Origin of the sequence: Xanthomonas sp. CPBF 426, from assembly GCF_903989465.1 — a bacterium.
In the GTDB taxonomy this organism is placed as follows: domain Bacteria; phylum Pseudomonadota; class Gammaproteobacteria; order Xanthomonadales; family Xanthomonadaceae; genus Xanthomonas; species Xanthomonas euroxanthea.
The window spans coordinates 936,380-954,364 of the sequence record NZ_LR861805.1 but is presented as its reverse complement, the minus strand read 5'-3'; the positions used below and the strand labels follow the sequence as shown (position 1 = coordinate 954,364).

The following is a 17,985-nucleotide window of genomic DNA, read 5'->3' as shown; positions in this document are numbered from 1 at the left end:
CGCGCTCCGCGCGCGGGAATGGGGAATCGGGAATAGGGAATCACAACGGCAACAGCGCAGCCGCTGTTCACGATTCCCGATTCCCGATTCCCGATTCCCGGCGTCATAGCGTCTGCTCCAGCACGCGCCAGACCAGTTCTTCGAAATCGATGCCGAGCTGGCGCGCGGCCTTGGGCACCAGCGAGTGACTGGTCATGCCCGGGGCCGTGTTGACTTCCAGCAGATACAACTGGCCGCTGGCGCGGTCGCGCATCACGTCCACGCGGCCCCAGCCGCGCGCGCCGGCGGCGCGGAAGGCATCGAGCGCGAGCTGGCGAATCTGCGTCTCGGCATCGCCGTCCAGGCCCGGGCACAGGTACTGGGTGTCGTCGGCCACGTATTTGGCGTCGTAGTCGTACCACTGGCCCTTGGGCACGATGCGGATCGACGGCAACGCGACCTCGCCGAGCACGGCCACGGTGAGTTCGTCGCCTTCGATCAGCTGCTCCATCAGCAGCGCGCCGTCGTAGCGCGCCGCCAGCACCACCGCCTCTTCGAGCTGGGACTGGTCGAACACGCGGCTGATGCCGACGCTGGAGCCTTCGTTGGCTGGCTTGACGATGACCGGCAGGCCGATCTGCCGTGCGGCGGCATGGATGTCATCGGCACTGGCGCCGGCGGCCAGGCGCGCGTAGCGCGGCGTGGGCAGGCCCAGCGACAGCCACACCTGCTTGGTACGGATCTTGTCCATGCTCAACGCCGAACCCAGCACGTTGGAGCCGGTGTACGGCACCTTGAAGGCTTCCATCAGGCCTTGCACGATGCCGTCTTCGCCGCCGCCGTTATGGCCGTGCAGCACGTTGAAGACCCGATCGAAACGCTGCTCGACCAGGGCCTGCGCCAGGGCCGGGATGCCGTCGACCGGCTGCGCATCGACGCCGCGCGCACGCAATGCCTCGAGCACGTTGCCGCCGGAATTCAACGACACCTCGCGCTCGGACGAGGTGCCGCCGAGCAACACCGCGACACGGCCGAACGCGGCCGGATCGCTGATGCGTGCATTGGGAATCACCGCGCTCATGCGGTCGCTCCGGTGAAGCCGTTGTTGATGATGTGCTGTGCGACATAGCCGATATCGCCGGCGCCCATCATCAGCAGCAGATCGCCGTCCTGCAGCACGTCCGGCAGCACTTCGGCCAGGCCGGAAATCTGCCCGACCACCACCGGTTCGCTGCGGCCGCGCGCACGGATCGCACGCGCCAGTGCACGCGCATCGGCGCCCGGAATCGGTGCCTCGCCGGCCGGATAGACCTCGCTCAGCACCAGCGCATCGACGGTGCTCAGCACCGCGGCAAAGGCGTCGAACTGATCGCGGGTACGGCTGTAGCGATGTGGCTGGAACGCCACCACCAGGCGCTTGTCCGGCCAGCCACCGCGGGCGGCGGCGAACACCGCTTCCAGCTCGCGCGGATGGTGGCCGTAGTCGTCGACCACACGCACGCGCGCACCGGTGCTGGTGGTGACTTCGCCCAGGTCGTTGAAGCGGCGGCCGATGCCGGCGAAGTTTTCCAGCGCACGCGCAATGGTCTCCGGCGCCACGCCCAGCTGCCAGCCGATCGCGGCAGCGGCCAGTGCGTTGAGCACGTTGTGACGGCCCGGCAATGCCAGCGTCACCGGCGTGGTGGTGCCTTCGGGCAGGCGCAGCGTGAAGCGCATGCGCGGGCCGTCCTGCACCACGTCTTCGGCGCGCACGTCGGCGTTCTCGCTCATGCCGTAGCTCATCACGTGGCGCGGTGTCTTGCCGGCCAGCGCGGCCACTTCCGGGTCGTCGATGCACAGCAACGCCAGCCCGTAGAACGGCAGGCGCTGCAGGAATTCGGCGAATGCGGCCTGGATGCGTGCGAAATCGTTGCCGTAGTTTTCCAGGTGATCGGCATCGATGTTGGTGATCACCGCCATCAACGGATTCAGGCGCAGGAAGCTGCCATCGCTTTCGTCGGCCTCGGCCACCAGCCATTGGCCACCGCCGAGCTTGGCGTTGGCACCGGCGGCCAGCAACTGCCCGCCGATGACGAAGGTCGGATCCAGCCCGCCTTCGCTCAGCACGGCCGCCGCCAGGCTGGTGGTGGTGGTCTTGCCATGCGTGCCGGCCACCGCGATGCCGCGACGGAAGCGCATCAGCTCGGCCAGCATCGCCGCACGCGGCATGATCGGAATGCGCTGGCTGCGCGCTTCCATCAGCTCGGGGTTGTCTTCGCGGATCGCACTGGACACCACCACGCAATCGGTGCCTAGCACGTTGGCCGCCGAATGCCCGCGCATCACCCGCGCGCCCAGCTTGGCCAGCCGCCGCGTCGCCACGTTATCGGAGTTGTCCGAACCGGAGACTTCGTAGCCCAGCGTCAGCATCACCTCGGCAATGCCGCTCATGCCGGTGCCGCCGATACCGACGAAATGCACGCGCGGGAATGCACGCACCAGATCGCCACTGTCCTGCAGGCGGCGGATCACGCGGCACCTCCTGTGGAGGTGCGAATCGGGAATCGGGAATCGGGAATCGTGTGGAGCGGAGCGCCTGCAGCGACGGATACTTGGTCGGTGCGCTTGTCTGCGTGCATCAATGTGTGTTCCTGCAATTGTTCTGAGCTTTGCCCATTCCCCATTCCCGATTCCCCACTCCCGGCTTCCTGGAGAATGATGTCGGCGATGCGTTCGGCTGCATCCGGTTTGGCCAGGGTGCGGGCGGCCTGTGCCATCGACAGGCGGCGTGCGGGGTCGGCGAGCAGGGTCTGCAAGACCTGCTGCAGGCGCACGGCCAGTGTGTCGTCCTGCTTGAGCAGCACGGCGGCGTCGGCGCCGACCAGGTATTCGGCATTGCGGGTCTGGTGGTCGTCCACCGCTGCGGCAAAGGGCACCAGCACGCTGCCGATACCGGCGGCGCACAGTTCGGCCAGCGTCGATGCACCGGCGCGGCACACGACCAGGTCGGCCCAGGCGTAGGCGGCGGCCATGTCGGCGATGAACGGTTCGACGCTGGCGTTGACGCCCGCCTGCGCGTACGCCGCCTCGGCTTCGGCGCGCAGTTTCTCGCCGCACTGGTGGCGCACGTCCACATCCGGGTGGCCGAGCGCGGCCAGGGCGGCCGGCACGGCCTGATTCAATGCGCGCGCGCCCTGGCTGCCACCGAGCACCAGCACACGCACGGCACCGCCACGGCCGACCAGACGCGTGGCCGGCGCGGGAAGCGCTGCGATTTCGGCGCGCACCGGATTGCCCACCGCTTCCTCGCCAGCGAAGCTGCCCGGGAAACCGGTCAGCACACGGCGCGCAAACCGCGACAACACCTTGTTGGTCATGCCGGGGGCGCGGTTCTGTTCGTGCACCAGCAACGGCACGCCGAGCAGCCGCGCCGCCAGGCCACCCGGGCCGGCCGCGAAGCCGCCGAAACTGATCACCGCACGCGGCTGGCGCTTGCGCAGCACGAAACCGGCGGCGCGCACTGCGCGCATCACCCGCACGGGTGCACCGAGCAACTTCACCAGGCCCTTGCCGCGCAGGCCGCTGATGGCCAGCGTGTCCAGTGGAATGGCGTGCTGCGGCACCAGCCGGGTTTCCATCGCGCCATCGGCGCCCAGCCAGGTCACCGGCACGCCACGCGCGCGCAGCACCTTGGCCACGGCCAGACCGGGGAAGATGTGCCCGCCGGTGCCGCCAGCCAGAACCATCACTGGTCGACTCCCCGCACATGGATGTGCGGGCGTTTGCGAGGGATTTGCATGGGCACTCATGCAATCCTCCCGAAGGTCGGTTCCACACGCGGCTGCATGCGGCTGGTGCCGCGCAGGATGGCCGACGCCGGTGCCACCGATGCGGCAGCGACCGGTGCGGCTGCGGGTGCGGCGGCAACCGGGTCACGCTGCGGCTTGTGCGCCGGCGCATAGGCTGGCGCGACCGATTCGACCACCGGTTCGGCCGGCTCGGCCGATGGCGCGCCCGCGCCCTGCGGCGACAATTTGCTGCGCAGGCGCTCGGCACGATCCATCTCGTAGGACACGCGCAGCAGCAGGCCCATCGCCACGCAGGTCATCAGCACCGACGAACCGCCAGAGGAAATCAGCGGCAGGGTCAGGCCCTTGGTCGGCAGGATGCCCAGGTTCACGCCCACCGAGACGAAGCTCTGCAGGCTGATCCACAAGCCGATGCCGAAGGCGATGTAGCCGGAGAAGTGACGCTTCATTTCCACGCAGCGCATGCCCAGCCAGAACGCGCGGCCGACCAGCAGCGCGTACAGCGCGATCACCCCGCACACGCCGACAAAGCCGAGTTCTTCGGCAATGACCGAGAAGATGAAGTCGGTATGCGCTTCGGGCAGGTAGTTAAGCTTCTGCACCGAGGCACCCAGGCCCACGCCGGTCCACTGGCCGCGGCCCACCGCCATCAAGGCGTTGGACAGCTGGTAGCCGGAGCCGAGCTGGTCGGCCCACGGGTCCAGGAACGAGGTGATGCGGCGCAGCCGGTACGGCTCCAGGATCGCGATGAAGGCGAACACCGGCAGGCCGAACACGATCGGCATCGACATGCGCGGCAGGTTCACCCCGCCCAGCACCAGCATGCCGGCGGTGATCGCCAGCAGCAGCGTGGACGAGCCGAAGTCCGGCTGCATCAGCAGCAGGCCGACCAGGGCGATCGCCACGCCCAGCGGCTTGAGCATCGCCGGCCAGGTCGCGTTGACCTCGTCGCGAAAGCGCACCAGATAGCTGGACAGCCACACGATGTAGAGCACCTTGACCGCTTCGACGGTCTGGAACTTCGACACGCCCAGGTTGATCCAGCGTTTGGCGCCGTTGACGCTGCTGCCCAGGCCGGGCACGAACACCACCATCAGCAGGCCGAAGCAGGCCAGCAGCAGCACCTGGTTGTACTGCTCGATGGTCTTGAGCTCGGTACGCATCGCCCAGAACGCCAGGCCCACGCCGATGCCCAGGAACAGCAGGTGGCGGGTCAGGTAATAGAACGGGTTGTCGGACAGCTCGATCGAGCTGGACGCCACCATCACCACGCCCAGCGAGGCGAGCGTGGCCGCGGCCCCGAGCAGCCACGGGTCGTAGCGGCCGCCGATGGCGTCCAGTCGCGTGGCCTGGCGGGACATGTCGTTCATCAGCGCACCTTCAACGTGGCAAGGCCGATCAGCACCAGCACCACCGAAATGATCCAGAAGCGCACGATCACGCGCGGCTCCGGCCAGCCCTTGAGTTCGAAGTGGTGATGGATCGGCGCCATGCGGAACACGCGCTTGCCGGTCAGCTTGAAGCTGGCGACCTGGATCATCACCGACAGCGTCTCGATCACGAACACGCCGCCCATGATCACCAGCACCAGTTCCTGGCGCACGATCACCGCGATGGTGCCGAGCACCGCGCCCAGCGACAGCGCGCCGATGTCGCCCATGAACACCATGGCCGGATAGGTGTTGAACCACAGAAAGCCCAGGCCTGCGCCGGCGATCGCCGAGCAGATGATGATCAGCTCGCCAGCCCCCGGAATCAGCGGGATTTTCAGGTATTCGGCAAACACCACATTGCCCGAGGCATAGGCGAACACGCCCAGCGCGCAGGCCACCAGCACGGTCGGCATGATCGCCAGACCGTCCAGGCCGTCGGTGAGGTTCACCGCATTGGAGAAGCCGACGATCCAGAAATAGGCGATCACCACAAAGCTCACGCCGGCCAGCGGCAGCGCGATCGACTTGAACATCGGAATGTAGAAGGTGATCGCGGCCGGCACGTCGGCGGTGTAGTACAGGAACAGCCCCGCTGCCAGGCCGAAGATCGACTGCAGCAGGTACTTCCAGCGCGACTTCAGGCCGTTGGGATCGCGGCGCACGATCTTGATCCAGTCGTCGTACCAGCCGATCGCGCCGAAACAGATCATCACCGCCAGCACCAGCCACACGTAGCGGTTGCGCAGGTCGCCCCACAGCAGCACCGACAGGGTCACCGTCAGCAGGATCAGCGAGCCGCCCATGGTCGGGGTGCCGGCTTTGGAGAAATGCGTCTGCGGGCCATCCTGGCGGATCGGCTGGCCACCCTTGAACTGGGCCAGCTTGCGGATCACCGCCGGGCCCATCCACAACGACAGGAACAGCGCGGTCAGCGCCGCCAGGATGCCGCGGAAGGTCAGATAGTTGAACAGCCCGAACAGGCTCTCCAGTTGCTGCAGCCAACGCGCCAGCTCAAGCAGCATGGGATGCGTCCTCCGCCGGGGCCAGCAGCGCGGCGACGATGCGGTCCATGGCGCTGCCACGGGAGCCTTTCACCAGCAGCGTGGGCGGGGTGTGCGCCGTGGTGGCGGCAGTCTGCGCCGCCGCACCGGTGTGTTCGTACATCGAAGAAGATTCCTGCGTTTGAGTCGGCGAAACGGCGAGCTGCGCCAGATCCGCCTGCAAGGCCGCGATCAACGCGGCATGGGTGGCGAACACGCGGCCGCCCTCGCCGAACGCCTGCGCGGCGGCGGCACTGAGCTCGCCCAGCGCGTACAGGCGCTGCAGCTTGGCCGCGCGCGCGCGACGGCCGGCGGCCGCATGCAAGGCTGCGCCTTCCGGGCCGAGTTCACGCATGTCGCCGAGTACCAGCCAGCCCTGGCCAGATGCCGCGGCCAGCGTGTCGATGGCCGCGTCCAGCGAACCGGGATTGGCGTTGTAACTGTCGTCGATCAGCACAGCGCCGCCGGGCAGGGTGTGGGTGATCTGACGACCGGCCACCGGGCGCGCCTGCGCCAGACCGGCGGCGATGACCGGCAGGGCGATGCCCGCACCCAACGCCAGGCCGGCCGCAGCCAGCGCGTTGAGCACGTTGTGGCGGCCCGGCAACGGCAGCGCGATCTGCGCCTGGCCTTGCGGGGTCACCAGCGTGAACTGTGCCCCGCCCGCCTGCAGCCGCAGGCCATGCGCGGTGATCTCGGCACTGGCCTGCAGGCCGTAACGCAACACGCGGCGGCCCTGCACCGGCTGCGCCTGCAGTTGCTGCTCGAACCAGGCACCGAAGGCATCGTCGGCATTGATCACTGCCACGCCATCGGCCGGCAACGCGGCATAGATGGCGCCCTTGGTGCGGGCGACGCCGAGCAGGCTGCCCAGGCGTTCCAGATGCGCGGATGCGATGTTGTTGACCAGGGCCACGTGCGGCTGCGCGATCTCGGTGAGATAGGCGATATCGCCCGGCTTGCCGGCGCCCATTTCGTAGATCGCCAGATCCGCATCGTCCGGGGCGGCGATCACCGCCAGCGGCAGGCCGATCTCGTTGTTGCGGTTGCCCGGCGTGGCGTACACGGTGGTGCCGTCGACACGCCCGGCCTCGCTCAGGATGGCCAGCAGCAAGGCCTTGACGCTGGTCTTGCCGTTGGAGCCGGTCAAGGCGATCACCCGCGTGGCGCGGTCGCGCTGCATGCCGGCGGCGATACGCGCCAACGCCAGTTCGGTATTGCCCACCAGCACCTGCGGCACGCTCAGCGCCGGCAGCAGCCGATCGACCAGCAGTCCGCTGGCGCCATGTGCCACCGCGTCTGCGGCAAAGTCGTGCCCGTCGAAACGCTCGCCGCGCAGCGCCACATACAGGCTGCCATTGGCCAGCGTACGGGTGTCGTTGCCGACGGTGTCGATCATGGCGTCCTCGCCATGCAGCTCGCCACCGGCCCAGTGGGCGATCAACGACAATGGAGTGAGCTTCATGCGCGCACTCCCAGCCCGGTCCGCGGCAACAAGGCCTGCGCCGCCACGATGGCGTCGTCGAAGGCATGCCGCACACCGGCCACTTCCTGATATGGCTCGTGGCCCTTGCCGGCGATCAGCACGATGTCGGAGGCACCGGCCATGCTGATGGCCTGATGGATCGCCGCGGCGCGGTCGCGCTGCACGATCGCCGCATCCGGACGCGCGAAGCCGCGCAGGATGTCGGCCACGATCACATCGCCATCTTCGCCCCGCGGGTTGTCATCGGTGACGATCGCCACGTCGGCGTTGACCTCGGCAATGGCCGCCATCTGCGGGCGCTTACCGGTGTCGCGCTCGCCACCGCAACCGAACACGCAGATCAACCGGTCCTGCGCATGCGCGCGCAGGCTGGCCAGTGCCTGTTGCAGCGCATCGGGCGTGTGTGCGTAGTCGATCACCACCAACGGTGCGCCATGCGCGCCACCGAGGCGGTTCATGCGCCCATGGATCGGCTGCAGCCGACCGAGCACCTCGGCGATCCGTGCCGGCGCGATGTCCAGCGCAGACAACGCGCCGGCCACGGCCAGCAGGTTGTCCACGTTGAAACGGCCCAGCAGCGGCGAGTGCACCGGATGCACGTGACCGTCGATATGCAGCGCGAAATTGATCCCGTTGTGATCCAACTGCAGCGCCTGTGCACGCACGCTTGCTTGGGCCTGCGCGCGCGAACTCACGCCGATCGCGCGCAGCGCGGGGTCGAGCGAGGCCAGCAGCGTGCGGCCGAAGTCATCGTCCAGGTTGACCACGGCGGCCTTCAATCCGGCGCGCGCGAACAGCCTGGCCTTGGCCGCGCCGTACTGCGCCATGTCGCCGTGGTAATCGAGATGGTCGCGGGTGAGATTGGTGAACACCGCCACGTCAAAATGCACCGCATCCACGCGGCCCTGGTCCAGCGCATGCGAGCTGACTTCCATCGCCACGGCCTGCGCGCCCTCGTCGCGCAGTTGCGCCAGCAAGGCATGCGTCTGCAGCACCAGCGGTGTGGTGAACCCGGTCGGCACGGCGCTGCCGTACAGGCCCACGCCCAGGGTACCGAGCGTGCCGGCGGGCGTGCCGAGCAGCGTCAGGGCCTGTGCCAGCAATTGCACCGTCGAGGTCTTGCCGTTGGTGCCGGTGACGCCGACCATGCGCATCGCCTGCGAAGGCTGGCCGTGGAACTGGTCGGCCATCGCGCCCAGGCGCGCACGCAAACCGGGCACGGCGATCGCATCGACCGGTACCGGCAGATCGGCCGGCGCCGGCGGCTCGAACAACACCGCCACCGCGCCATTGGCTCGCGCCTGGTCGACAAAGCCCAGGCCGTGCGCGCCGAAACCGGCGATCGCCACGAAGGCATCGCCTGCACGCACCGCGCGGCTGTCCATCACCAGGCCCGACACCTGCACGTCGTGCGCAAGCCGCACGTCCGGCAACAGCTGCGACAGCGGCATGGCGCGGCTCACTGGCGGCTCTCCTGCAACGGCGCGGGCTGGGCGGTGGTGGGCGCGGCCGGCGGTGCGATCGCGGTCGGGATGCCGGCGGACACTTCGTCCACCGGATCCGGCACCAATGCCGGGTCCAGGTCGGCCGGCTGCGGCTTGACCACCGGCTGCCCGGTCTTGCCGGCAGCCTGCGCGGCCAGCCACGACTGGATGTCGTCCGGCGGCACGTCCATCAGCCGCAGCGCGCCTTCCATCACCCGATGGAACACCGGTGCCGACACCAGGCCGCCGTAATACACCTTGCCCTGCGGATCGTTGATCACGATGACGGTGGCAAAGCGCGGACGCGTGGCCGGCACCAGGCCGGCGAACAGCGCGTTGTAATGCCCGCGCTCGTATCCGTTGGCGCCGTTCTTGCGCGCGGTACCGGTCTTGCCGGCCACGTGGTAGCCCAGGATCGCCGCGCCCTTGGCGCCACCCTGGGTGACCACGGTTTCCATCATGTCGATGACCTGGCGCGCCACTTCGGGGGTGACCACCTGGCGGGTTTCGTTGTGCTGGCCGCGCACGAAGGTCGGCGGGGTCAGCTTGCCGCCATTGCCCAGCGTGGCGTACGCCTGCGCGATCTGCAGCGGCGTCACCGACAGGCCGTAGCCGTAGGACATCGTGGTCTTGGACGGGCCGCTCCAGCGCGCCGGCTGCAGCACCACACCGGCCGATTCGCCGGGAAACCCGCTATGCGGCGCAGCGCCGTAACCGAAGTTGCGGATCGACTGATAGAAGGTCTGGTCCGGCACCTTGGCCGCGATCTTGGCCGCGCCGATGTTGGAGCTGCGCGTGATCACGCCGGTGACGTTGAGCACGCCGTTGTTGCGCGGCACATCGCGGATGGTGAAGCGCCCCACCGACATGTAGCCGGGGTTGGTGTCGATGACGGTGTCCTTGGTCACCACGCCGGCGGTCAGCGCCGTGGCCACGGTCAGCGGCTTCATCGTCGAGCCCGGCTCGACCAGATCGGTGACCGCACGGTTGCGGCGCGCCGACGGGTTGATGCCGGTGACCGCGTTGGGGTTGTAGGTGGGCAGGTTGACCATCGCCAGCACTTCGCCGGTGGCCACATCCATCACCACCATCGAGCCGCCGGCAGCGTTGTTTTCGACCAGCGCGTTGCGCAGCTCCTTGTAGGCCAGGAACTGGATGCGGCGATCGATGCTCAGCGTCAGGTCCTTGCCCGGCTGCGCCGGACGCACCAGATCCACGCTCTCCACGATCGCGCCGCGCGCATCGCGCACCACCTTCTTGGAACCCGGCTTGCCGCGCAGCCATTCGTCGAAGGCCAGCTCCAGGCCTTCCTGGCCGCGGTCGTCGATATTGGTGAAGCCCAGCACGTGGGCCATCGCCTCGCCTTGCGGATAGAAGCGCCGGAACTCGCGCTGCGAGAACACGCCCGGGATCTTCAGATCGACAATGGCATGCGCCTTGTCCGGGTTGATCCGGCGCTGCAGGTACATGAATTCCTTGCCGGCCTTCTGCGCCAGCTTGGCGTTCAATTCGTCCAGCGGCTGGCCGAGCGCCTTGGCCAGCTCGGGAATGCGGTCCGGATTGCGCAACAGCTCCTGCGGATTGACCCAGATCGATTCCACCGGCGTGGACACCGCCAGCGGCTCGCCGTTGCGGTCGGTGATCATGCCGCGCGAGGTGGCGATCGGCAGCTCGCGCAGATAGCGCGCTTCGCCCTGGCGCTGGTAGAAGTCACGGTTGACCAGCTGCACGAACGCCGCGCGGCCGATCAGCGTCACCGAGCACAGGCCCAGCGCGATGCCGACCAGCGTCAGGCGGCCACGCAGGTTGAAGTTGCTGCGCGCGCGGTTGCGGCCGGCTTTCATGGCGCACCTCCGTGTGCGCCACCCTGCGGGCGGCTTCGCCGTGCAAAACGGCTGTCCTGCCGTTTTGTCATGGGCGCAACACCTATATGTGCGCCACCCTGCGGGCGGCTTCGCCGTGCAAAACGGCTGTCCTGCCGCACCGTCATGGGCGCACCACCACGATGTCGTTGGTCTCCGGGAACTTCATCCCGATGCGCGCACGCGCGACCTGATCCACGCGGTTGCTTTCCGCCCAGGTGGCCTGCTCCAGCTGCAGCCGGCCGAATTCGATATTCAATTCATCGCGCGTGTGTTCGAGCTTGGACAACTGCACGAACAGCTTGCGATGCATGTGGCGCATGTACACGACCCCGATCGCCGAGGCGATGCTGCAGGCCAGCAGTACGATGAGCAGCAGGCGGCTCATGCGGCGTCTCCGTTCGGAGACGCCGGGAATCGGGAATCGGGATTCGGGAATCGGGAAGCAGCGGCGCTGTTGCCTTTGCCCATTCCCGATTCCCCATTTCCCATTCCCAGCTTCTCGGCCACCCGCAACACCGCGCTACGGGCGCGCGGATTGACGCTCAGTTCGGCGTCGTCGGCCTTGATGGCGCCGCTGATCAGCTGCAGCGTCGGCACGAAAGGCTGGGCTTCGGGCAGGCGGCGGTTGCTCGGCGGCGCCTTGGCGTAGCGGGCCATGAACTGCTTGACGATGCGGTCTTCCAGCGAGTGGAAGCTGATCACCGCCAGGCGGCCGCCGGGCTTGAGCGCACCCAGGGCGGCATCCAGGCCGGCTTCCAGGTCGTCCAGCTCGCGGTTGATATAGATGCGGATCGCCTGAAAGCTGCGCGTGGCCGGATGGGTCTTGCTGTCGCCGCGCGGCATCACCGAGGCGATCAGCTCGGCCAGCTGCGCGGTGCGCAGCAGCGGCTGTTCGGCGCGACGCGCCACGATGGCGCGCGCGATGCGGCGGCTCTGGCGCTCTTCGCCATAGGTCCACAGCACGTCGGCGATGTCGCGCTCGCTGGCCTGCGCCAGCCACTCGGCCGCGCTCTGCCCGGCGTCCGGGTCCATGCGCATGTCCAGCGGGCCGTCCTTGCCGAAACTGAAACCGCGCCCGGCCACATCCAGCTGCGGCGAGGACACGCCCAGATCCAGCAGGATGCCGTCGACGGTTGCCGCAGCGACCACCTGGCCGAGGCCGGCAAAGCTACCGCGATGGATGGACACGCGCGCATCGCCACCGAACGACTGTTCGGCCACGGCGATCGCGTCGGGGTCCTTGTCCATCACCAGCAGTCGACCTCCCGGGCCAAGGTGTTGCAGCACGCCACGGGCGTGTCCGCCACGTCCGAACGTGCCATCGAGATAAGTTCCGTTTTCGATCACCTGCAGGCCGTCCAGAACCTGCGTGTACAGCACCGGCACGTGGGCCGCCGGCGGCTGCGACACCGGGTGACCGGGCTGCGCTTCACCGCGCATCCGGGCACCCCGGCTCACAACCTGAGATCGAGCAATTCATCGCCCAGATCCCCGTCAGACAATGTCTGCTGGATCAGTGCGCGATGTGCCTGCTCGCTCCAGAGTTCGAATTTGTCGCCCATGCCCAGCAGCACGGCCTTCTTCTCGATGCCGACCGCGTTGCGGTGGCTGGCCGGGATGCTCAGACGGCCATTGGCGTCCAGCTCCAGCACTGCGGAAGAACCCACCAGCTTCTGCTGCAGCGTGCGGACCACGCGCTGGGTGTTGGGCTTGGACATCACATCGTCACGCACCCGCTCCCACTCCTTTTCCGCATACAGCCACAGGCAGCCGGCTTCGAACGGGTTGTAGGTGAGCACCAGGCGATTGCCGCTCACGCGCGTGACCAGGTCGCGGTACGCGGTTGGCACCGCCATACGCCCCTTGTCGTCCACCGTGATGGCAGTCTCGCCCTGAAACACCGAATACAACCTCGAATACCCGCTGGGGGATCATTGAACCACGAAAAACCACAAAACACCTGGTTTTCCCTCCGTTGCCCACCTTAGCAGCGCGTCAAAGGTTGTCAACAACTTTGAGGGCCACAAATCGCCAGTCGCATCAATGAGTTGCGGCACTCTTTAGAGACTTGTTCAAAGGTTATCCACAAGTTGCTGTTTCATCTCAGATTTTGAGATTGAACGAAAATTCAGGGGCGTGAAGGCCATGTAAACCCGACCGCAGTCTCACTTCACACTGCGCCAGCTGCACATGGTCAATGCGCAAACAGGCGACAATCGGCGGCATGTGCCTGGTCGCTCTTGCCTGGAAAACCCACCCGCGCTGGCGCCTGCTGCTGGTGGGCAACCGCGATGAATTCCACGAGCGCCCGACCGCTGCGCTGGCGCGCTGGCCAGCACCCGCCGACGGGGTGCTGGCGGGCCGCGACCTGCGTTCGGGCGGCAGCTGGGTGGGCCTGGGCAGTGACGGCCGCGCCGCGGTGGTGACCAACGTGCGCGACCCGCTCGCCAGCGCGTCCGGCCGCTCGCGCGGTCACCTGATTGCCGATTACCTGGCCGGCAGCCTGGGCGCGGCCGTCTACGCCGGCGACCTGGCGGCCGCCGCGCACGAGTTCCCGCCGTTCAATCTGGTGGTGTGCGACGCCGAGCGCTGCGAACACCTCAGCAATCACCCGCCCCTGGCACGTACGCTGGCGCCTGGCATCCACGGCATGTCCAACGGCCCGCTGGACGCGCACTGGCCCAAGACCGCTGCGTTGACCGCGGCCTTGCACGACTGGTGCGCCGCAGGCAGCGACGACCTGCAACCGCTGTGGACCGCCCTGGGCAACCCCGCCATCGCGCCGGACCACGCCCTGCCCCACACCGGCGTGGACCTGCCCACCGAACGCCTGCTGTCGGCCGCCTTCATCAGCGGCGCCAGCTACGGCACCCGCGCCAGCACCATCGTCGCAGTGGACCACCACGGCAACGGCTTCATCCACGAACGGCGCTTCGGCCCGAACGGCATCTTCCAGGGCGAGACGCGGCTGGAGATTTAGAGACACCGGCACTGCGTGGCGGGACGATGAGGCAAGAAACAAAGGGCCTGGCCCACGCATCGCTCCCGTAGGCCGGGCAAATGCAGATCGCCCAGCCCCCCCTTCTCCCGCCTGCGGGAGAAGGGGGGGCCCAGCGCCGGATGAGGGTGGGATCCGCCACGCATTCCCGCGCTGCCCCCATCCGCCCTTCGGGCACCTTCCCCCGCAAGCGGTGGAAGGCAAAAAGGTCTGGACCCGCCATTCCCCTCCGCAAGCCGGAGCAGAAAGCAGCAGTCATTACCAAGCAATTCCATCGACAGCAGTTCCATCGATGGCGGACGACCCGACGCTCCAGCAGTGCACCCGAGTGCAAGCCCCCTTGAGTCAAGGGGGCGCGGCGACAGCCGCGGGGGTGTGGCATGCCCGGAGCGGGGCCCGCGGTTTGTACCGCCACCGGCGGTATGAAGCGTGGGTGTCTTCTTTGGGCGAACGCCCGAAGAAGGCAGCGACAGCCGCAGGGGTGTGGCATGCCCGGAGCGGGGCCCGCGGTTCGTACCGCCACCGGCGGTACGAAGCGTGGGTGTCTTCTTTGGGCGAACGCCCGAAGAAGGCAGCGAACAGCCGCAGGGATTTGGAATGCCCGGAGCGGGACCCGCGGTTTGTACCGCCACCGGCGGTACAAAGCGTGGGCACCTTCGAGAAGGGCGAACGCCCGAACGAAGGTGGCGGAGCCGGCCGGTAAGCCGGGTTCTGTCGTGGACAGTCATTCGTCTAGGCGCTACGTCACCGCAGCGCTCAAGCAACCTACCCGGATCCAGCGCGGGCCACGCCAATGGATCCCTATTTGGTCTTGCTCCAGGTGGGGTTTGCCGTGCCGGTCCGTTACCGGACTCGCGGTGCGCTCTTACCGCACCATTTCACCCTTACCGGCCCCTCGCCACCCCTCTGCAGCCTCTAAACGCACTTGGCGATGCTGCGCATCGCCGACACGCGTCAGTGGCGGCAGAGGGGTGACGAGGGACGTAGGCGGTATCTTTCTGTTGCACTTTCCGTCGGCTCGCGCCGCCCAGGCGTTACCTGGCACCTTGCCCTATGGAGCCCGGACTTTCCTCGGCACTCTTGCGAGTGACGCGACTGTCTGGCCGACTCCGCCGGGGCGCACTATACGCTATCGCCACCGTGCACAACGGCGCCGCGACTTCCCCCCGCCGTTGCCGGTAGGCCCGCTATTGCCTGTAGGAGCGCACCCGGGCGCGAAAGGCCTTACCGAGAAAAATCCCAATGCACGTAAACCCGCTCCTGCAACAGCACACCTAGCCGCCATACAAGGCCTTGCGCGGCGCACCGGTCAGCTCGGCCGCCAGCTTGGCGGCCGTGGACGGCGGCAGGTGCTCGGCAAGCTTGGCGTAGACGCGGCGGCCTTCGGCCAGCAGGCCTTCGGCGGCATCGGCGGCGCCCTGCACCATCACCACGAACTCGCCCTTGCGCTGGTTGTCGTCGGCTTCGACCTTGGCCTGCAACTGCGCCAGGGTGCCGTCGAGTACGGTTTCGAACAGCTTGGTCAGCTCGCGCGCAATCACCGCCGGGCGCTCGTCGCCGAAGGCCAGGCGCAGGTCGGCCAGCGATTCGACGATGCGGTGCGAGGACTCGTAAAACACCAGGGTGCGGGTTTCGCCGGCCAGGTGCGCCAGGCGCTCGCGACGCGCGGCGCTCTTGGCCGGCAAAAAGCCCTCGAAGCCGAAGCGGTCGCTGGGCAGGCCGGCCACGCTGAGCGCGGCGATCGCCGCGCAGGCGCCGGGAACCGGGCTGACCCGGATCCCGGCCGCGCGGGCGGCGCGCACCAGCTTGAAGCCAGGATCGCTGACCAGCGGGGTGCCGGCATCGCTGACGATGGCCAGCGACTCGCCCTCGCGCAGGCGCGCGACGATGCGCTCGGACATGGCGTCTTCGTTGTGGTCGTGCAGGGCCAGCAGCGGGCGGTCGATGCCGAAGTGGCCGAGCAGCTGGCGGGTGTGGCGGGTGTCTTCGGCGCAGATCGCGGCCACGCCACGCAGCACCTCCTGCGCACGCGGCGACAGGTCGGCCAGGTTGCCGATCGGCGTGGCGACCACGTGCAGGGTTCCAGGGGAGGTCATCGACGGTATTCCGTAGGGCAAAGGGTAGAATCGTAGCGTTTTTAACGGTCCGCCCCGGCGGGCCCCGTCCAATGGATCTGAAATGAACAAGCGTGTTGCAAGGATCTCCGCCCTGTCGCTGATGGTGATGCTGGCCGCCGGTTGCGCCACCAGCAGCGTCACCCAGACCGCCTCGCCGACCCAGAGCGCGGCGCTGGCGTTGCTGGACCAGGGCAAGCCGCGCGAGGCGGCGCAGCAACTGGAAGCCGAGGCCGCCGGCGCCAGCGGTGCGCAGCGCAGCCGCCTGCTGGCCGCGTCCGCGTTCGGCTGGCACGACGCCGGCGATGACGCACGTGCGCGCACGCTGCTGGCGCAGGTCACCGCGCGGCATCTCGGCGGCGAAGACCGCGCCCGCTTCGCGCTACTGACCGGCGAGCTGGCGGTGATCGACAAGCAGGCCGCGCAGGCGCTGCAGGCCCTGGGCGACAGCCCGCAAGGCCTGCCCCAGCCGCTGCAGACCCGCTGGCTGCTGGCACGCGCCGCCGCATTGGAAGGCACCGGCGACCTGTTCGGCGCCGCCGCCGACCGCGCACGCGCCGATGCCAGCCTGACCGGCACCCCGCGCAGCGATAACCAGCGCGCGATCGTGCGCCTGCTGGCCGCACTCGACGACGCCACGCTGAAGGGCCGCACCGCGGCGCTGCCGGCGGGCGATCCGCTGTACAACTTCGCCGGCCGCGCCCTGATCAGCCGCGGCCTGGCGCTGCCGCGCGCGTTCGACCGCGACGCGCAATGGGGCTTTGACACCAGCAAGCGCCCGCCGGCCGAACGCGATGGCTATCGCCCGCCGATCAAGCTGGGCGTGCTGCTGCCGCTCAGCGGCAACCTGGCCACCGCCTCGGCGCCGGTGCGCGACGGTCTGCTGGCCGGCTACTACGCCGAAACCCGCCGCCGCCCGGAACTGCGCTTCTTCGACACCGCCGGCACTGCCGCCGGCGCCAATGCCGCCTACGACAAGGCAGTGAGCGCCGGGGTGGATTACGTGGTCGGCCCGCTGGGGCGCGACGAAGTCAGCGCCGTGTTCGCACGCGGCCAGCTGGCGGTGCCGGTGCTGGCGCTCAACCGCCCCACCGACAACAAGGCACCGCCCAGCGGCAGCGCCGGCTTCTCGCTGGCGCCGGAAGACGACGGCATCATGGCCGCCGAATACCTGCTCTCGCGCGAGCGCCGCAATGTGCTGATCGTCGGCACCAGCGACGACAACGGCAAGCGCACCATCAAGGCCTTCCGCGACCGCTTCAGCGAACGCGGCGGCACCATCGCCGGCAGCATGAGCGTGGCCGAGGTGCCGGGCGACATCGGTGCGCAGCTGCGCAACTACGGCACCGCCGATGCGGTGTTCCTGGCGGTGCGTGGCAACACCGCGCGCGCGCTGGCGCCGCAACTGGCCTTGAGCGGGTTCGCCGGCAAGTCGCGCGTGGGCACCTCGCAGCTGGTGGCCGGCACCGGCAAGGTCGAAGACGACCTGGCCCTGGACGGCATCGTCTACCCGAGCGAGACCTGGACCGCGCTGGGCGTGTCCGGGCTGCCGGCCTCCACCCAGGTCGCCAGCACGTTGCCCAGCGCACGCGGACCGGGTGCGCGCCTGTTCGCGTTCGGCTACGACGCCTGGAAGATCAGCGCGTATCTGGAAAAGCTCGCCACCGGCACCGATGGCGGCCTGCGCGGCGCCACCGGCACCCTGCATCTGGACGGCTTCGGCAACGTGCTGCGCACCCCGGCCTGGTCCACCTTCAACGGTGGCCGCCCGGTGCCGATCGCCGACGGCCGCTGACAC

The 17,985-nt window shown here is 68.4% G+C and carries 14 protein-coding genes and 1 other RNA gene; 2 read left to right on the top strand and 13 right to left on the bottom strand.

The annotated features are described in order from the left end of the window. Nucleotides 1–103: 103 nt before the first annotated feature. From H7A87_RS03935 to mraZ, 11 genes are all read right to left on the bottom strand, one after another. The gene (locus H7A87_RS03935) at nucleotides 104–1,060 is read right to left on the bottom strand and encodes a D-alanine--D-alanine ligase (RefSeq protein WP_119129625.1); all 957 of its coding nucleotides are present in this window, start codon (nucleotides 1,058–1,060) and stop codon (nucleotides 104–106) included. Further along, complete coding sequence (murC, locus tag H7A87_RS03930; RefSeq protein ID WP_104584564.1) at nucleotides 1,057–2,490, bottom strand: UDP-N-acetylmuramate--L-alanine ligase; 1,434 nt, start codon at nucleotides 2,488–2,490, stop codon at nucleotides 1,057–1,059. The genes H7A87_RS03935 and murC overlap by 4 nt, the downstream gene beginning before the upstream one ends. After that, nucleotides 2,487–3,767 (bottom strand): undecaprenyldiphospho-muramoylpentapeptide beta-N-acetylglucosaminyltransferase, encoded by a 1,281-nt coding sequence (murG, locus tag H7A87_RS03925; protein WP_119129624.1) that lies wholly within the window; start codon nucleotides 3,765–3,767, stop codon nucleotides 2,487–2,489. The genes murC and murG overlap by 4 nt, the downstream gene beginning before the upstream one ends. Continuing rightward, nucleotides 3,764–5,137, bottom strand: coding sequence for a putative lipid II flippase FtsW (gene ftsW / locus H7A87_RS03920; RefSeq protein ID WP_119129623.1), 1,374 nt, complete (start codon nucleotides 5,135–5,137; stop codon nucleotides 3,764–3,766). Before ftsW ends, murG begins: the two co-directional genes overlap by 4 nt. Further along, nucleotides 5,137–6,222, bottom strand: a complete 1,086-nt coding sequence (gene mraY / locus H7A87_RS03915) for a phospho-N-acetylmuramoyl-pentapeptide-transferase (RefSeq protein ID WP_104538520.1) — start codon at nucleotides 6,220–6,222, stop codon at nucleotides 5,137–5,139. The genes ftsW and mraY overlap by 1 nt, the downstream gene beginning before the upstream one ends. After that, entirely contained in the window at nucleotides 6,212–7,705 is a 1,494-nt protein-coding gene (gene murF, locus H7A87_RS03910) for a UDP-N-acetylmuramoyl-tripeptide--D-alanyl-D-alanine ligase (protein WP_119129622.1), read from the bottom strand. The genes mraY and murF overlap by 11 nt, the downstream gene beginning before the upstream one ends. Beyond that, on the bottom strand, nucleotides 7,702–9,177 hold the full coding sequence (locus tag H7A87_RS03905) for a UDP-N-acetylmuramoyl-L-alanyl-D-glutamate--2,6-diaminopimelate ligase (protein ID WP_180496988.1): 1,476 nt from the start codon (nucleotides 9,175–9,177) through the stop codon (nucleotides 7,702–7,704). The genes murF and H7A87_RS03905 overlap by 4 nt, the downstream gene beginning before the upstream one ends. Before the next feature lie 8 nt (nucleotides 9,178–9,185). Then, nucleotides 9,186–11,054 carry a penicillin-binding protein 2 gene (locus H7A87_RS03900; protein ID WP_104584549.1) on the bottom strand — a complete coding sequence of 623 codons (1,869 nt, stop codon included), beginning with the start codon at nucleotides 11,052–11,054 and terminating at the stop codon, nucleotides 9,186–9,188. A gap of 142 nt (nucleotides 11,055–11,196) precedes the next feature. After that, nucleotides 11,197–11,460, bottom strand: coding sequence for a cell division protein FtsL (gene ftsL, locus H7A87_RS03895; RefSeq protein ID WP_005991913.1), 264 nt, complete (start codon nucleotides 11,458–11,460; stop codon nucleotides 11,197–11,199). Beyond that, nucleotides 11,457–12,515, bottom strand: a complete 1,059-nt coding sequence (rsmH, locus tag H7A87_RS03890) for a 16S rRNA (cytosine(1402)-N(4))-methyltransferase RsmH (RefSeq protein WP_180496987.1) — start codon at nucleotides 12,513–12,515, stop codon at nucleotides 11,457–11,459. The genes ftsL and rsmH overlap by 4 nt, the downstream gene beginning before the upstream one ends. Before the next feature lie 14 nt (nucleotides 12,516–12,529). Then, nucleotides 12,530–12,985, bottom strand: coding sequence for a division/cell wall cluster transcriptional repressor MraZ (mraZ, locus tag H7A87_RS03885; RefSeq protein ID WP_016903087.1), 456 nt, complete (start codon nucleotides 12,983–12,985; stop codon nucleotides 12,530–12,532). Between the two features lie 314 nt (nucleotides 12,986–13,299). Here mraZ and H7A87_RS03880 point away from each other — a divergent pair, with 314 nt between their 5' ends. Continuing rightward, on the top strand, nucleotides 13,300–14,055 hold the full coding sequence (locus H7A87_RS03880; protein WP_119129743.1) for an NRDE family protein: 756 nt from the start codon (nucleotides 13,300–13,302) through the stop codon (nucleotides 14,053–14,055). A gap of 702 nt (nucleotides 14,056–14,757) precedes the next feature. Here H7A87_RS03880 and rnpB read toward each other — a convergent pair. Then, nucleotides 14,758–15,184, bottom strand: an RNA gene (rnpB, locus tag H7A87_RS03875) — RNase P RNA component class A. Nucleotides 15,185–15,347: 163 nt separating this feature from the next. Continuing rightward, a complete protein-coding gene (gene rsmI, locus H7A87_RS03870; protein WP_104649691.1) occupies nucleotides 15,348–16,169 on the bottom strand; it encodes a 16S rRNA (cytidine(1402)-2'-O)-methyltransferase in 822 nt (273 codons plus the stop codon). 82 nt (nucleotides 16,170–16,251) lie between these two features. Between rsmI and H7A87_RS03865 the strand changes: the two genes are divergently transcribed. Next, nucleotides 16,252–17,982, top strand: a complete 1,731-nt coding sequence (locus H7A87_RS03865) for a penicillin-binding protein activator (protein ID WP_119129620.1) — start codon at nucleotides 16,252–16,254, stop codon at nucleotides 17,980–17,982. Nucleotides 17,983–17,985 lie beyond the last annotated feature (3 nt).

Coding starts and splice junctions, on each gene's coding strand:
- H7A87_RS03935 (WP_119129625.1), bottom strand. CDS start 1,060: ATGAGCGCGGTGATTCCCAATGCACGCATCAGCGATCCGGCCGCGTTC.
- murG (WP_119129624.1), bottom strand. CDS start 3,767: ATGAGTGCCCATGCAAATCCCTCGCAAACGCCCGCACATCCATGTGCG.
- ftsW (WP_119129623.1), bottom strand. CDS start 5,137: ATGAACGACATGTCCCGCCAGGCCACGCGACTGGACGCCATCGGCGGC.
- mraY (WP_104538520.1), bottom strand. CDS start 6,222: ATGCTGCTTGAGCTGGCGCGTTGGCTGCAGCAACTGGAGAGCCTGTTC.
- murF (WP_119129622.1), bottom strand. CDS start 7,705: ATGAAGCTCACTCCATTGTCGTTGATCGCCCACTGGGCCGGTGGCGAG.
- H7A87_RS03905 (WP_180496988.1), bottom strand. CDS start 9,177: ATGCCGCTGTCGCAGCTGTTGCCGGACGTGCGGCTTGCGCACGACGTG.
- H7A87_RS03900 (WP_104584549.1), bottom strand. CDS start 11,054: ATGAAAGCCGGCCGCAACCGCGCGCGCAGCAACTTCAACCTGCGTGGC.
- ftsL (WP_005991913.1), bottom strand. CDS start 11,460: ATGAGCCGCCTGCTGCTCATCGTACTGCTGGCCTGCAGCATCGCCTCG.
- rsmH (WP_180496987.1), bottom strand. CDS start 12,515: ATGCGCGGTGAAGCGCAGCCCGGTCACCCGGTGTCGCAGCCGCCGGCG.
- H7A87_RS03880 (WP_119129743.1), top strand. CDS start 13,300: ATGTGCCTGGTCGCTCTTGCCTGGAAAACCCACCCGCGCTGGCGCCTG.
- rsmI (WP_104649691.1), bottom strand. CDS start 16,169: ATGACCTCCCCTGGAACCCTGCACGTGGTCGCCACGCCGATCGGCAAC.
- H7A87_RS03865 (WP_119129620.1), top strand. CDS start 16,252: ATGAACAAGCGTGTTGCAAGGATCTCCGCCCTGTCGCTGATGGTGATG.